Origin of the sequence: Luteolibacter sp. (assembly GCF_039920825.1) — a bacterium.
Classification (GTDB): domain Bacteria; phylum Verrucomicrobiota; class Verrucomicrobiia; order Verrucomicrobiales; family Akkermansiaceae; genus Luteolibacter.
Genome location: NZ_JBDSCX010000041.1, coordinates 242133 through 259454, shown reverse-complemented (window position 1 = coordinate 259454; position 17322 = coordinate 242133). Strand labels below are relative to the sequence as shown.

The following is a 17322-nucleotide window of genomic DNA, read 5'->3' as shown; positions in this document are numbered from 1 at the left end:
AATGCCCGTGGTTTCCAATCCTTATCACCGCCATCCGATGAAAAAGCTTCTCCATCTCCTCACTGCCGCGCTCCTCCCCTGCCTTCTGGCAGGCGTGGCCGCCGCCGCGCCCGGCTTCACTGATTCCGTGGTTACGTTCTATGGCGAGGTCCGCCAGGTAGGCGGCGCGCAGACGGTCCTGCTTCAGGCTGGGAAACTGGAAATGACCTTCGTCAACCAGTCCAGCCCCACCAACCGCGTCACCCTCAAGGCGGACCTTCGCCCCACCGGTGAAGGCACTAACAAGCTGTTTTCCTACGCCATCGAAGTGCCGCTCGCCTATCTGCCGGAAACGCCCCGGATCGGTGAGTTCCTATCGATCGGAGCGGCGTCCACCACCTTCAAGATCCAGCAAATCACGATCGACGGCCGGGCCGCCACGCTTCCCGACGGCAGCAAGGAATTCTACGGCCTCAGCTTCGCCAGCCGCGGGTCCGATTATCGCCTCGATTTGTTAGTTCCTGGCGAAAGCCTCGACAGCGACGGCGACGGACTCCCCGACTGGTGGGAAAAGCTCCACGGCCTCGATTCCAATCTCGCCGATTCCGATGCGGATCCCGACAACGACGGCTGGACGAACCTTCAGGAATACAACCTCGGCGGCGACCCCAACGTCAGCAACCGCGACCCACAACTTGCCACCGCGGAAATTCTTGTCTCCGAGTCCGGCGAGGCGGGCGTTTTTCTCCATGTTCTGGATTCCGACACCCAGCCCGCCGGCATAGATCTCGCGTTTACCGGCAGTCCGAGTTCCGGTTTCACGCTCGATGTGGACGGTCTGCCACTCGCAGCCGGCACGATGCGCCATCTAACGCTCGCCGACCTCCAAGCGGGACGCCTGAGCATCCGACACTCGAACCGTGCGTTGAATCAAGCCACCCTTCCTGTTAGCTGGAATGACGGCGGCGCGATGATCACCGGAGAGGTGGTCATCCGCGTCACCACCCCGAGCACCCGCGATGGCAACGACTCCACGCTTTGGCTCGACGGCATGGATCTTGCCGCCGCGGGCAGTCCCATCAGCACCTGGCCGGATCGCTCTGGAAACAACCGGAACGCTTCTCAACCGCTTCCAGCGCTCCAACCCGTGGTGAAGGACAACTCGGCGGATTTCTCTGCATCCACTTCGGCGCACCTGTTCTTCCAGGATGCGGCCATCTCCACCAGTAATCACACCGTGCTCGCCGCCTACAAGGCTGCCGACTCGTCGGACGCCCCGCAGACCCTGCTCGCCACCAACCGCGGTTTCCTGAAAGTCGCCCCCACCAGCCAGGCGATTTCCTATCCCGGAGCGCCGGTCTATCAAATGGACGGTCTCGCCACCCAAGGCTACGTGGACATTTCGGGCAAGGAATCAACCTCGACTTTCCGCCGCGAGGGAAGCCTCCTGCAGAACGTCTTCGGACTTTCCTACGACGGGCAAAACATCGCGGCTGAATCCATCGATCCGGTGCTGCCGACCATCGGCGGACGCCGCCCGGCGATTCCTAACGGAGGCGATCCGATCACCGACGCCTTCGGCGGCCAACTTCACGAACTGCTCGTTTTCCCAACGGCGCTTCCCGAACAAAAGCTGCGCGACGTGCATGACTACCTCGACTCGAAATGGGGCGGCTCGATCATTTGGGACCTCAGCACCGGACTCAAGGCCGTCAGCCTTTCGGCTGTTTCGGCCACCCATCCGCAGATCATCCGCGGCGGCCATGGCGACGACCGTCTCGGTGGCGGTCCGTTTGATGATACTCTATCAGGTGGCCCGGGAACCGACATCCTGACCGGCGGCGGCGGCGTTGATCGCTTCGTTTTCGGTGGCGTGGATACCGGCGCGGACCGGATCACCGACTTCGATCTTGAAAAGGACATCATCGATCTATCTGCTCTCTACTGGGGCCAGACCGGCGACGCGCGCCAGTCCATCTCGGTGCGACTGGATGCAAATTTCTCCACCGCCACTCCCACACTGGACACCGTGCTGATCGTGAAACGCCCTGGCGGAGTCACTCAGGAAATCACCTTGGAAAACAAGGTCGTCAGCAGCAGCCAGTTGATCCAACTCATCGTCGAAGGTCGCATCCGCATGGGCGGCCTGAGCATTCCTTCCTCCGTTCAAGTCGCACTCGCGCCGGGCAGCCCGACTGGTCCGCTCACTGAATCGCTCGACCAGCCTTTCAATATTGTTGTCACCCGCAGTGGTGCGGGCACCGCCGCCGCGCTCGACGTGCCGCTGGGCTTCTTCGAGAACGCGCTCGGCGGGCATTTCGTCATCGATGGCGCGGTTGAGAACGAAAGCCTGCGTTCGGTCGTCCGCTTCGCGCGGGGAGTGACCACCAAAACACTAACAGTCCGTCCCGTTCCCGATCTCGACACCGCGGGTGTGAGTGCCGTGCAGGTCGCGGTGCTGCCTCAGTTCAAATACTCCGTCGGCGGCGCGCCTGTCGAACGGGTTATCGTTGACCGGCCGATGGTTTCGCTGGAAGTCGTGCAGGCGAATGCGGTTTCAGGCATCGGCCAGCCTGCCAGTTTGCTGATCCACCGTGATGGTGATCTTAGCCAGGGTCTAACGGTGACTCTCGGTCTCGGCGGCACCGCCAAGGAAGGCATCCACATTCAAGATGTCCCGGATTCCGTCACGATTCCCGCCGGTCAGGATTCCGCGGAAGTTCTGGTAACCGCCCGCGCCGAAGGCCTGACGAGAGGTCCGAAGGTGGTCCTTTTCCAACTCGTTCCAAGCAATATCTATCAACTCGGGAATCCGAATGAAGCGGTTCTCTATGTTGCCAATACCGCCTCGGAAGCGAATGGAGCCGGCTTTGACCGCTGGTTGCAGGCGTCCACCAACGGCGCCAAGACCAAACTCTCGGATCTGGCAGGCATGTCGAAGGAGATGATTTCCAAATATCTCCAGGCCTACGCGTTCGGACTGGGTTCGCCGGATCAACTTCCGTCCCACTCCATTTCGTTCCGGGTCGCCAACGGCAAGCCGGAAATTCTAACGAACAGCCCGTTCAAAGCCGCCGACGTCAATTGGGGCGTGGAATCGTCCTCCACTCTGGGGCAATGGTCGGATAACAGTTCGACCTTCAGTGAAGCAACCGATCCCACCGGTCTCAAGCTGGTCGGCCAGACGCTGCCCGCCCAGGCGAAAAGCAGGTTCTATCGCCTGAGCATGAAGCTGGAGCCCGGCGAACTTGCCACCACCAGCATCACCGAGCTTGCCGGAACCACGCGCTTCGGGATCAGCGGAAACTCCACCTGGAAAACCAATCAATCCACCGGCGATCTTAACAGCTCCGGCGGCAATGCCGGCGACACCAGCCGCATCATCGCCGAGGTCAGTGGCACGACGAATCTCAACTTCGAGATGCAGGTCCCCGGTGGCGGCTCAAGCGACCTGCTCGTCTTCTACATCGACGGGGTGAAGCAATCGCAAACCACCAGCGCGGCCGTCGCCATCCAGCGTCAGCTCACGGGTTCGGGAACCCATCTGTTGATGTGGGAATTCAAACGCGGCACCGGCAACGCGGTGATCCGTAATCTGGCAAAATGAGGAAATCTATCATCGAGACCGTTGCGATTGCCTGCCTGCTGACCTTCGTTTCCTGCAAACAGGAAACAAGGAATCAGGCGGTCAGCACGCCCCCGTCCACGGACGACGGGGTGCTGCTTCGCGTCGGCTCGGTGACCGTCACTCAAGAAGATCTCGCCTATCAGCTTAAAGAAAAGCACGCCGGCCGCACGGATGCCGAGTCACGCCAGACAGCGCTTGACGAGCTAACCGAACGCGCCCGTTTCAATCAGGCCGCACATGACGCCGGCATCGACACCGATCCTATCGCCCGCGCCGAAATTTCCCGAATTCTGATCTCGCGGCTTCGCGAAAAGGAGCTGAATCCGAAGTTGAAGGCTGCGGCGTCCGAGGAAATTCCAGAGGTCCGGCTGCGTGAAATTTACGAATCGCGGAAGGACCAGTTCCAATCCGCTGAGAAACGCCGGATCGCCGTGCTTTGGCTTGATCCCGGCGCGGATTCGGAAAGGCTCGGTCAATATCAGGCGAAACTCGCCCAAGCCCGTGAGTGGTATTTTTCTAACGGTGACCTCGTCGCTCATCCCGATCAGGGGTTTTCCGTGCTCAGTGTGGACTATTCCGAGCACGCGGCGACCCGCTACAAGGACGGCGTGTTGGGCTGGCTGGAGCGCCAGGGCGGAGCGGATCCGTGGAACAAGGCCGTCGCTGAAATCGCGTTCTCACTGGAGAAGCCGGGTGAGGTCAGCGCAGTGATCTCCCGACCCGAAGGCGTGTTCCTCGTCCGCTGCATGGCGGTGGAGCCCGCGTTTGTCCGTCCCTTTGAATCTGTTTCTCGAGAGCTTGAACAATCCGAGCGACAAAGAATCCGAACGGCTGTCGAAGCGGATTTCGACGCTGAAATTAAGGCCAGGTATCCCACCAGCTTGCTGGTCCCGGCCGCCCCGAATCCGCAAGTTGCCATCACACCCTGATAGATATCATCCGATGGCCTCACAGTCATCACACCCTACACACACCCGTCATGAAACCGTCCCGCAAACTCCTCAGCTCCGTGATTTTCCTCTGCATGGGGGCACCATCCCTTCATGCCGCAGGCTTGATCACCATCGGCGGGGCCGAAACCAACATCACCGCCTCACCGACGTTCTCGCCGTTGAACTACGCCTCGGACGCGACGGTTTCCGAACTCTCGGTTGTTAGCGCGCTCGGGTCGAATGCGGTGGTCACGGTGAGCAACTCCGGAGCGGGTGGAGCCGGGATCAACGTTATCAGTCCTGTCACTTGGACCAACGCCAATTCCCTTGTCCTCAATGCGCATGACGGCATCAATGTCGCAGCGGCCATTTCCAACTTCTCCGGCGGCGGGCTCACCCTGTTCGCGAACAACGGCGGCGTGGCGCTCAATGGCGTGGTGGAATTCACCGGTTCCATCAATGTCCAGGCGACGGGGGGAATTACTCAAGATAACACGCACATCCTCAGGGCGGACGGGTTGGCGACTTTCAACGCCGGATCGTCCGACATCACTCTATCAGGTCCGACCAACAATTTCGGAAGCCTCAACCTCACCGGAAACGCGATCATCCTCCGCGAGGCCAGCTCCTCCATTCTGGCGGCGGTGAACGCCGGGTCGCTTGACCTGAAATCGAACGGCACCATCGCCCAAACGGGTGTCGTTCAGGTGACAGGTCTGGCCAAATTTGATGCCGGATCGAATGCCATCACTCTGATCAATGCCTTCAACAACTTCGGGACCGTGGCTTTGAATGGCACCACTGTCACCATCGCCGAGCAGGGCGATACTGACCTTGGAGCTGTCACGGCCTCCAGCCTAACCGTGACCTCGGGTGGTGCGCTCACCAACTCCGGCAACGTCAGCGTGACCGGTGCCACCCAGCTCACCGCCAACTCCATCAATCTCGGCGGCGGCGCAGGGACTGTCTCCCTGGGTTCCCTCAATTTCAATGCGACCGGAAATGTTTTCCTCAATCTGGTTTCCGGAACCTCCATCACCGGTGCCAACACGGCCGGAAATTTCGTGTGGAATACCAACGGAAACGCCGCAATGGCGCTCGGTTCCACCATCACGGCCACGACGGCTGAAATCCAGAAAGGCTCGATCGTGCTTTCCGGAAACAACCAGATCGTCGCGGGAGATCTAACGGTCCAGTCCGGTGCGACATTCAATCTTGGCACTTTCAACAACACCGTCGGAACGTATAACCAGAACGGCGCGGCGATCCTTGCGGGAACGGGCACTCTCACCGCCACCACTTACAATCTCAACGGCGGCAACGTGAATGCCAACCTCGGCACCGGCACCATCAACCAGATCGGCACCACCACCACCACCCTCAACGGCACTTCCGCCGCCTCCGCGGTGAATGTCAACGGCGGCACTCTGGCGCTCGGTTCTTCCAACCGCCTTTCTGATAGCGCAGCGGTCACGGTGAACTTGGGACGGCTCAATCTCGGAACCTTCAGCGACACGGTCGCCTCGTTCGCGGTAAACGGCGGAATCCTCGACGGATCCGGCACATTGACCGCCGCGACCTACGACCTGAACGGCGGCACGGTGAACGCCAACATCGGCAATGGAATTCTAACACAGATTGTAAACACCACGGTCCTCAACGGCACGTCATCCGCCGTCACCGTCAACATCAACGGCGGCACCCTCACCCTCGGCGCTTCCGACCGGCTTGCAAATGGAGCCGCGGTGGTGGTGAACAATGGCACGCTCAACCTCGGCATCTTCAATGACACCGTCGGTACCTTCTCGATGAGTTCGGGATTCCTGAATGGCACGGGCACGCTGACCGCAGCCACCTACGGTCTGGGCGGCGGCACGGTGAATGCCAACCTCGGCGCCGGCGTTCTAACACAGACCGCCAATACCACCACCCTCAACGGGACCTCCGCCTCGCTCAACGTCAACATCAACGGCGGCGCCCTCAGCCTCGGTGCCTCCGAACGATTGAACGACGCCGCAACTCTCAGCATCGCCGGCGGCAGTTTGAACCTGAATGCCTTCAATGAAAAGGTCGGGACCTTCGCGATCAACACCGGCTCGCTCGACGGCACCGGCACGCTCACCGCCGCCGCCTACAACCTCAGCGGCGGCGCGATCAACGCCAATCTCGGCGCGGGGACACTGACTCAGATTGTCAACACGACCATCCTCAACGGCACATCCGGTTCGGCGACCGTCAACATCAACGGCGGCACCCTCGTTCTCGGAGCCTCGGACCGTTTGTCCGACAGCGCCGCAGTCACCCTAACCGGCGTCGGAATTCTGAATCTCGCCACCTTCAACGACACGGTTGGCACGTTCACGCTGAATGCCGGCACGCTCAACGGCACCGGCACCCTCACCGCCACCACCTACAACCTGAATGGTGGCACACTGAACGGAAACCTCGGAGCCGGCACCCTGAATCAGCTCTCCAATATCGCAGTCCTCAATGGCACCTCCGGCGCCGCCACGGTCAACGTCAACGGCGGCACCCTTACGTTAGGTGCTTCCGACCGTTTGTCCGACAGCGCGACGGTCACGATCGCCAGCACCGGTATCCTGAACCTGGGAGCTTTCAATGACACGGTCGGTATTTTGAATTTGAACTCCGGCCTGCTCAACGGCACCGGAACCCTCACCGCCACCACTTACAACCTGAACGGCGGCACGGTGAACGCGAATCTCGGCACCGGAACGCTGAATCAGATCGGGAACACCACACTGCTCAACGGCACATCCGCCGCCGGCACGGTCAATATCAATGCCGGCACTCTCACGTTAGGTGCTTCCGACCGCCTGGACAACAGCGCGGCGGTGACGATTAACTCCGCGATCCTCGACCTCGGCACCTTCAGCGACACGGTCGGCACCTTCGCCCTGAACTCGGGCACGCTCGCTGGCACCGGCACGCTGACCGCCACCACCTACAACCTGAACGGAGGGACGGTGAACGCCAACCTCGGCACCGGCACCCTGAATCAATTCACCAACACCACGGTTCTCAACGGCACGTCCGCCGCTTCCCTGGTCAATGTGAACGGCGGCACCCTGACCCTCGGCGCTTCTAACCGACTGTTCGATAGCTCCGCGGTCACCGTGAATTCCGGCACCCTGAATCTGGCAACCTTCAACGACACGGTCGGCACCTTCCTGTTGAACTCGGGCACGCTCGACGGCAGCGGCACGCTGACAGCCACCACTTACAGCCTCAACGGCGGCACGGTGAATGCGAACCTCGGCACCGGCACTCTCACGCAAATCGGAAACACTACGCTTCTGAATGGCACTTCCGCCGCCTCCGTCGTCAATGTGAACGGCGGCACCCTTACGTTAGGAGTCTCCGATCGTTTGGACAACAGCGCGGCCCTCACCGTGAATTCCGGGACGCTCAACCTTGGCACCTTCAGCGACACGGTCGGCACATTTGCGCTGAATTCCGGCACCCTCAACGGCAGCGGCACGCTGACCGCCGCGACCTATGGCCTCAGCGGCGGCACGGTGAACGCAAACCTCGGCGCAGGCATTCTCAACCAACTCTCCAATATCACGATCCTCAACGGCACGTCCGGCGCCGCCACCGTCAACATCAGCGGCGGCACTCTGACGCTCGGTGCCTCTAACCGCCTGAACGACAGCGCGGCGGTCACCCTCGCCGGCACCCTGAACCTGGGCACCTTCAATGACACGGTCGGAACCTTCACGTTGAATGGCGGCACGCTCGCTGGCAGCGGTACGCTAACCGCCACAACCTACACGCTTAACGGTGGCACGGTGAACGCCAACCTCGGCACCGGCACCCTGACCCAACTCAGCAACACCACACAGCTCAACGGCACCTCCGCCGCGGCCACGGTCAACATCAACGGCGGCACCCTGACGTTGGGAGCTTCGGACCGGCTCTCCAACAGCGCTGACGTTACGGTGAATTCCGCGATCCTCGACATCAACACCTTCAGCGACACCGTCGGTACCTTCACGCTGAACTTGGGCACGCTCAATGGCAGCGGCACCTTGACCGCCTCCACCTACACTCTCAATGGTGGCACGGTAAACGCAAATCTCGGTGCCGGTATTCTCACCCATACAGGAAACAGCACGCTGCTCAATGGCACGTCCGGAGCCGCCACGGTCAACGTCAACGGCGGAACCCTGACCCTTGGTTCATCTAACCGACTTAATGATGCTGCCGCCGTCACCGTAAATACCGGTACCCTGAATCTGGGCACCTTCAACGACACGGTCGGAACCTTCACGCTGAATGGCGGCACGCTCGATGGCACCGGCACGCTGACCGCCGCCACCTACAGTCTCAACGGCGGCACGGTGAACGCGAATCTCGGCGCGGGAATCCTCACCCAGCTCACGAACACGACCCTCCTCAACGGCACGTCCGGCGCAGCCACCGTCAACGTCAACGGGGGCACGCTGACGCTTGGTGCTAACAACCGCCTGAACGACGCCGCGGCGGTCACGGTGAACGTCGGGACGCTCAACCTCGGTACGTTCAGCGACACGGTGGGCACCTTCACTCTGAATGGCGGCATCCTCGACGGCAGCGGCACCCTCACCGCCGCCACCTACGGCCTCAACGGCGGCACAGTGAATGCGAATCTCGGTGCCGGAATTCTCACCCAAGTCGGAAACGCCACGCTGCTCAACGGCACGTCCGGAGCCGCCACGGTCAACGTCAACGGTGGCACCCTGACGCTCGGCGCTTCTAACCGACTCAGCGACAGCGCGGCGGTGACGGTGAATTCCGCGATCCTCAATCTCGGCACCTTCAGCGACACGGTTGCTACTTTCACGCTGAATGGCGGCACGCTCAACGGCACGGGCACGCTGACCGCCGCCACCTATGACCTCAACGGCGGCACGGTGAACGCGAACCTCGGTGGCGGCACCCTGACTCAACTCAGCAACAGCACGCTGCTCAACGGCACCTCCGCCGCTTCCTTGGTCAAGGTCAACGGCGGCACCCTGACGTTGGGAGCCTCGGACCGCTTGTCCAACAGCGCGGCGGTGACGGTCAACTCCGCGATCCTCGACATCGCCACCTTCAACGACACGGTCGGAACTTTCACGCTGAATTCGGGCACGCTCAACGGCACTGGCACTTTGACCGCCGCCACCTACGATCTCAACGGCGGCACGGTGAACGCGAACCTTGGCGCGGGAATCCTGACCCAGCTCACCAACACGACCCTCCTCAACGGCACCTCATCCGCCGCCACGGTCACCGTCAACGGCGGCACGCTGACGCTCGGTGCCTCCAACCGCCTGTTCGACACGGCCGCCGTTACGGTGAATGTCGGGACGCTCAACCTTGGTGCATTCAACGATACGGTCGGAACCTTCGCCCTGAATTCCGGCACGCTCAACGGCACCGGCACCCTGACCGCTAACACCTACAGTCTCAACGGCGGCACGGTGAATGCGAACCTCGGCACCGGCATTCTCACGCAAATCGGAAACACCACGTTGCTGAACGGCACGTCCGCCGCCGCCACGGTCAACATCAACGGCGGCACCCTCACGTTAGGAGCCTCCGACCGTCTGGACAACAGCGCGGCGGTGACAGTCAACTCGGCGATCCTCAACCTCGGCACCTTCAGCGACACGGTCGGCACCTTCACCCTGAACTCCGGGACACTCAACGGCAGCGGCACGCTGACCGCCGCCACCTACACGCTCAACGGCGGCACGGTAAACGCCAACCTCGGTGCCGGTATTCTCACTCAAACAGGAAACACCACCCTGCTCAACGGCACGTCCGGCGCCGCCACGGTCAACGTCAACGGCGGCACCTTGACGCTCGGCGCTAACAACCGCCTCAACGACGCGGCTGCCGTCACGGTGAATGTCGGGACGCTTAACCTCGGTGCTTTCAACGACACGGTCGGCACGTTCACGCTGAACTCCGGCATCCTCAACGGTAGCGGCACCCTGACCGCCGCCACCTACACGCTCAATGGCGGGACGGTGAACGCCAACCTCGGTGCAGGGATTCTCACCCATACAGGAAACAGCACCCTCCTCAACGGCACGTCCGGAGCCGCCACGGTCAACATCAACGGCGGCACGCTCACCCTCGGTGCCTCTAACCGGCTCAACGACGCCGCAGCGGTGACGGTCAACTCCGCAATCCTCGACCTCGGCACCTTCAGCGACACGGTGGGCTCCTTCGCCCTGAATTCCGGCACGCTCAATGGCAGCGGAACGCTCACCGCCGCCACCTACGACCTCAGCGGTGGCACGGTGAATGCGAACCTCGGCACCGGCATCCTCACCCAGCTCGCGAACATCACCCTCCTCAACGGCACGTCCGGAGCCTCCACGGTCAACATCGATGGTGGCACGCTCACCCTCGGTGCTTCCAACCGCTTGTCCAACAGCGCCGCCGTCACCATCGCCAGCACCGGCATCCTGAATCTCGGCACGTTCAGCGACACCGTCGGAACCTTCACCCTGAATGGCGGCATCCTCGACGGCAGCGGCACGCTGACCGCCGCCACCTACGACCTCAACGGCGGCACGGTGAATGCAAACCTCGGAAATGGCGTCCTCACCCAGCTCACGAACACGACCACCCTCAACGGCACATCATCCGCCGCTACGGTCAACGTCAACGGCGGCACCCTCATGTTAGGAGCGTCGGACCGCCTGTCCAACAGCGCGGTGGTGACGGTCAACTCCGCGATCCTCGACATTGGTGCCTTCAACGACACGGTCGGCACTTTCACGCTGAACACCGGCACGCTCAACGGCAGCGGCACGCTGACCGCCGCCACCTACAGCCTCAATGGCAGCACGGTGAATGCGAACCTCGGTGCGGGTGTCCTGAGCCAGCTTTCCAACGCCACGCTGCTCAACGGCACGTCATCCGCCGCGACCGTCAACGTCAACGGCGGCACGCTAACACTCGGTGCTAACAACCGCCTGCATGACACCGCAACCGTCACCGTGAATGCGGCCACTCTGGACATCGGCACTTTTGACGACACGGTCGGCACGTTCACGCTGAACTCAGGCACGCTCAACGGCAGCGGAACTTTGACCGCCACCACTTACGACCTGAACGGCGGCACCGTAAACGCCAACCTCGGTGCCGGCACCCTGAACCAACTCAGCAAAACCACCCTGCTCAACGGCACGTCCGGAGCTGCCACGGTCAACATCAACGGCGGCACCCTCACGTTAGGAGCCTCCGACCGTCTGGATAACAGCGCGGCAGTCACGGTGAATTCCGCGATCCTCAACCTCGGCGCTTTCAATGACACGGTGGGCACCTTCACCCTGAACTCGGGCACGCTCAACGGCACCGGATTGCTCACCGCCGCCACCTACGACCTCAACGGCGGCACGGTGAACGCAAACCTCGGCACCGGCACCCTGAACCAGCTCACCAGCTCGACCGTCCTCAACGGCACGTCCGACGCGGCCTTCGTCAACATCAATGGTGGCACCCTCACTCTTGGTTCGTCGGAAAGGTTGAATGACAGCGCCGCACTTAAGATCGCCGGTGGAACCTTTAGCATGGGCACTTTCAACGAAACGGTGGCAACCTTCGCTCTCGAAACTGGAAGCCTCAACGGCACCGGCCTGCTCACTGCCACCACTTACGACCTCAACGGCGGTACGGTGAACGCGAACCTCGGCACCGGCACCCTGAACCAACTCAGCAACACCACGACCCTCAACGGAACCTCCGCCGCCAGCGCCGTCAACATTACCGGCGGAACTCTAACTCTCGGGGCTTCCGACCGCCTGAATGACATCGCGGCCATCACCCTAACGGGTCCCGGCACCCTGAACCTGGGCACCCACACCGAAACGATTGACATGTTCACCCTCAATGGTGGCACGGTTGACGGTTCTGGAACGCTGACCGCCACCACCTACGACCTCAATGGCGGCACCATCAATGCCAACCTCGGAGACGGCACGCTGAACCAGCTCAGCAACATCACCACGCTCAACGGCAGCTCCGGCTCCCTCGCGGTGAACATCACCGGTGGCACGCTGGCTCTTGGCGCCTCCAACCGTTTCGCGGACAACGCCACCGTATCAGTTGAAACCGGAGCCGTCCTCGACATCGGACTCTCCAACGACCGGGTGGAAACCTTCAATCTCCATGAAGGTTCGATCAATGGTGGCGGCACTCTGACCGCCACCAACTATCACTTCGAAGGCGGCACGGTGAACGCCAACCTCGGCACCGGAATCATCACCCAGGCGGCCAACACTACCACGCTCAACGGCAAGGCTGCCGTTAGCGAGGTCCACATCGACGGCGGCACCCTCACGTTGGGCGCTTCCGCCCGGCTTGCGGGTAGCGCGGCGGTCACCGTGGATTCCGCCATCTTTAATCTCGCAGCCTTCAATGACACTGTCGGCACCGTGGTGCTGAACTCCGGCACGATCGACGGAACCGGCACGCTGACCGCAGCCAGCTACACCCTCAACGGTGGTGTGGTGAATGCGAACCTCGGCTCGGGCACCCTGATCCAGAGCTCCGGAGACACCGCGCTCAACGGCAGTTCGCTGGCCGGAACCGTCAACATCAATGGCGGATCCCTGACGCTCGGCTCGTCCGACCGCCTCCTCAATCAGGCGGACCTGCGGATCGCCGGCGGCAGTCTCGAATTGGGAACCTTCAGCGATACCGTTGGAGCCCTCTTCATGGACGGAGGCAGCCTCAATGGCACCGGCACGCTGACCGCCACCTTCTACAACCTCTATGGTGGCACGGTGAACGCCAATCTTGGCGCGGGCGCCTTGAAACAACGGTCGGACACAACCATCCTCAACGGGACTTCGGATGCCTCCTCCATCAAAGTTTCCGACGGCACTCTCGTCCTGGGAGCTTCCAACCGCTTGTCCGACAGCTCCAAACTCAACGTCGGCGTCGGCACGCTCGACATCGCCGGCTTTAACGAAAAGGTGGGCGCCTTTGATCTGAATTCCGGCACCCTGACCGGCACCGGCACGCTCACGGCCGCCAGCTACAACCTCTATGGAGGAACCATTTCGGCGAATCTTGGCCAAGGTAGTCTGAGCCAGTATGACGGAAGTACGACACTCGCCGGAACCTCTGCGGCGAAATCGGTCAACATCCACTCGGGAGTCCTTGAGCTCGGCGCGTCCGATCGTCTGGCTGACAACGCGAACGTTCGCCTGTTCGACACGGGCACCTTGGACATCGGAACATTCAGCGACACGGTCACCAACTACTCCCAAAAAGGAGCGTCGGAACTCGCCGGAACGGGTGAACTCGTGGTGACCAAACTCGCGACATTCAAGGGTGGCACGGTTTCCGGAACCATCACCGGCAATGCCACCAGCGTCGGATCCGTCCTGATCACCGGCCAGGTCGGTGGTGGTAACATGCAGGTGACCGGCGGCGAGCTGACCGTCAAAGGAATCCTCGCCTCCGATACCATGGTTAAGATTGCCGCCCAACTCGGGGGAACCGGCCTCGTCGATGGCGACCTGACCAACTACGGAACGCTCGCAGTGGGTGCCAAGGGCAAGGACCTGACGATTTCCGGAGCCCTCAAGACCTCCGGAGTGGTGAAATTGTCGCTTCAAAACGCGACCAAGTTCGAATCCATCACCGCCGACTCGGTCCGCTTCGGCGGGAAGCTGGTGGTGGTCAATACGGGTGTGGGCCTGGAGGAAGGCGAGAAGGTTCAGATCTTCAAGGCCGGGACCTACCTGAAGGATTTCAAATCCTTCGTCGCCATCGGTTTCGACACCCCGGTTCTCTTTGACGAAGTCACCGGCACCTTGATCGGACTCGGCGCGGGCAGCGGCCATAAGCAAGGCAAGTTTGTCTCCCAGCCGAAAACCAAGGAGGAAGCCGCCGCTCTGCTGGTGGATAGTCCGGTTGAATCGAGCGCGCGGGATATCGCCAAGGCGGAATTTTCATCGAGCCGCAGACTCACTCACGAGCTGACCTCCGACTTGTCCGAAGGGGAAGAGTCGCTGGCAGAGGAACTCGCCGCCGAGACATTTGCGGCTCCTGTGGCTCACGCGGCACCGGCTAACAACCTTTCACCCGAGGTTTACCGCGGTATCGCTGACTACACGGAACAGGCGTTGCATTCACATGTTAGCGAAGCGGAACAGGCACCGGTTTCCCGAACGGGCGCCACCCAGACCTTCGCCACCACTCACGGCACCTCGTCCGGTGTGGATGGATCCGCTACCAACGCAGGCTATGACATCGATATCTTCGGCGTCACCGTCGGCGCGCGTCAGGACATCGGCGGATGCGCCCAGATCGGCGCGCTGCTAGGCTACGACGACGGCAGCGTCGACGGTTCGCTCATCAATACCGACGTCAACGGATTCGTCTTCGGAGCATTCGGCAGCTATCTGTTGGACAAGAACACGAAAACCGAACTCACCGCCAGCGCGACCTATGGCACCTACGACTCCGACGCCACCCGCCAGAGCGCGGGAGGAAGTGTCCATGCGGACGGCATCGGATCGGAAGCGGTCGAGCTAACCCTCGGGATCAGCACCGTCGCCTACGAAAAGGACGGTTTCCGGATCACCCCGAGCGCGATGTTCCGCTACACGACCGGGAGTGTGGACAGCTTCAAGGAAACCGGTGCGGGCACCGGACTCGCTGTCGATTCCCAGGACATCAACTCGCCGCTGCTGGATCTGGGAGTTGATTTTGATTATGCCGTCCAAAAGAATTTCACCCTCGTCGGCCACCTCGGCTATACGTTTGATTTCGACGATTCCAACGAGTCCGTTAGCGCACGTCTCAACACGGTCGGTTCCACGCCGTTCTCGGCATCGGCCCCGGGAATCGACAACGAGGCGTTCGTTCTCGGAGTGGGAGCCTACTACGACATCAATGAGAACACCCGGGTGGGACTGAATTACCGCGCCGACTTCCGCACCGACTCCGAAACCTCGCAATCGGTCGGCATTGGTTTGTCCTACGGTTTCTGAGGCCGGATCCTGAACGCCTCTAACCAGCGCCGGCCGCTCACCTCAGCGGTCCGGCGCGTTTCGAAAGGGGTGTCACGTGCCTGAAATCGCAAGAACCGGAGTTTCAGCGTGAAAAAGTTGCGCTAGGGTGTTCCCGAACATGAGCGCGACCTCACCACTTTCGAAACACTCCGCAGCCGTTACTGAGGCGTGCCGGACGATTGAAAATTCGGAGGACGCACCGTCACTTGCCGAGCTTGCGGCAGCGGCCGGGATGAGCCCGTTCCACTTCCAGCGCGTCTTCAAGCAGGTGACCGGTGTCACTCCGAAAGCCTTCGCCGTCGCCCGGCGTGCCGAGCGGATGCGTGAGGAGCTTTTGAAAAGCGGAACCGTCACCGAGGCAATCTACGAGGCGGGTTTCAATTCCAACGGCCGGTTTTATGAGAAATCGGCGGAGATGTTGGGCATGGCTCCGCAAACTTTCCGCAGCGGCGGGAAAGGGGAGATCATCCGTTTTGCCATCGGTGAATGTTCGCTTGGGGCGATCCTCGTCGCGTCTTCGGGAAAAGGCGTGTGCTGCATTCTGCTAGGCGATGATCCCGACAGCCTCGCCGTCGATTTGCAGGATCGCTTTCCCAAGGCCGAGCTCATCGGCGGTGACGAGAATTATGAAAACTTGATCGCGAAGGTCGTCGGCTTTGTGGAAACGCCCCAGCTCGGCCTCGATCTACCGCTTGATGTGAGAGGCACCGCATTTCAACAACGCGTCTGGCAGGCATTGCGCGAGATACCCGCCGGATCCACTTTGAGCTACAGTGAAGTTGCGGAAAAAATCGGCAGCCCGAAGTCCGTTAGGGCTGTCGCCGGGGCTTGCGCCGCGAATGCCATCGCCGTCGCCATTCCCTGCCACCGCGTCGTCCGCAACGATGGCAATCTCTCCGGCTACCGCTGGGGCGTCGAACGCAAACGCCGCCTGCTGGATCGCGAAGCAACATAGGGAGTGCGGACACTTCTGTCCGCATGGCCACTGAGGTGCGGAAGCTTTGGCGCGAAGCTCTTTTCTTCCTCCATTCATTGGCTGAGTTGACCGGAGATCAACCCCCCTTATTTTTTCACCACCATGGACCTCTTCGGCAACGACCCCACCGCCAATCTGCTGCCTTGCGACGGCACGGTGAATTATTTCGGCCCCATCCTGAATGTTGTGGAAACGAAGCGCTATTACGAAACGCTGCTCCGCGACATCCCGTGGAAACACGACGAGGCCGTGATCTTCGGCAAACACATCAGCACTGCTAGAAAAGTCGCGTGGTATGGCGATTCGGATTTCTCCTACACCTACTCAGGCACCACCAAGCAGGCCCTAGTGTGGACGCCGGAACTCGCCGCGCTCAAAGCGACCGTCGAAACGCTAACAAAAACCGTTTTCAACTCCTGCCTGCTCAATCTCTATCATGACGGTAACGAGGGCATGGCCTGGCACAGCGATGACGAAAAATCGTTAGGCAAAGACAGCACCATCGCCTCCGTCAGCTTCGGCGCGGAGCGGGAATTCCGCCTCAAGCACAAGCGCACGGAGGACAAGGTTTCCGTTCTGTTGGAAAGCGGCAGCCTGCTGGTGATGAAGGACACCACGCAGACCCACTGGCTGCACAGCATCCCGAAATCCGCGAAAATCAAAACCCCGCGCATCAACCTGACGTTCCGGACGATGGTGATTCCATGAGTTTATTTTCCGTCGCGGGATCTTATGACAAACTTTTGACACTTCTCCCCGAACGAACTGCCAGGATGC

General features: G+C 61.2%; 5 protein-coding genes. All 5 read left to right on the top strand.

All coding sequences use genetic code 11. The features are described from left to right. Positions 1–37 precede the first annotated feature (37 nt). The 5 genes from ABIQ96_RS12250 to ABIQ96_RS12230 all read left to right on the top strand — a co-directional run bounded on the left by ABIQ96_RS12250 (position 38) and on the right by ABIQ96_RS12230 (position 17253). A complete protein-coding gene (locus ABIQ96_RS12250; protein WP_348214881.1) occupies positions 38–3586 on the top strand; it encodes a type I secretion C-terminal target domain-containing protein in 3549 nt (1182 codons plus the stop codon). Continuing rightward, positions 3583–4536: a peptidylprolyl isomerase gene (locus tag ABIQ96_RS12245; RefSeq protein ID WP_348214880.1), complete on the top strand. Its 954-nt coding sequence runs from the start codon at positions 3583–3585 to the stop codon at positions 4534–4536. The genes ABIQ96_RS12250 and ABIQ96_RS12245 overlap by 4 nt, the downstream gene beginning before the upstream one ends. A gap of 50 nt (positions 4537–4586) precedes the next feature. Further along, positions 4587–15548, top strand: coding sequence for a hypothetical protein (locus tag ABIQ96_RS12240; protein WP_348214879.1), 10962 nt, complete (start codon positions 4587–4589; stop codon positions 15546–15548). A gap of 127 nt (positions 15549–15675) precedes the next feature. Next, a complete protein-coding gene (gene ada / locus ABIQ96_RS12235; protein ID WP_348214878.1) occupies positions 15676–16524 on the top strand; it encodes a bifunctional DNA-binding transcriptional regulator/O6-methylguanine-DNA methyltransferase Ada in 849 nt (282 codons plus the stop codon). Positions 16525–16647: 123 nt separating this feature from the next. Beyond that, positions 16648–17253, top strand: coding sequence for an alpha-ketoglutarate-dependent dioxygenase AlkB (locus ABIQ96_RS12230; RefSeq protein ID WP_348214877.1), 606 nt, complete (start codon positions 16648–16650; stop codon positions 17251–17253). Positions 17254–17322 lie beyond the last annotated feature (69 nt).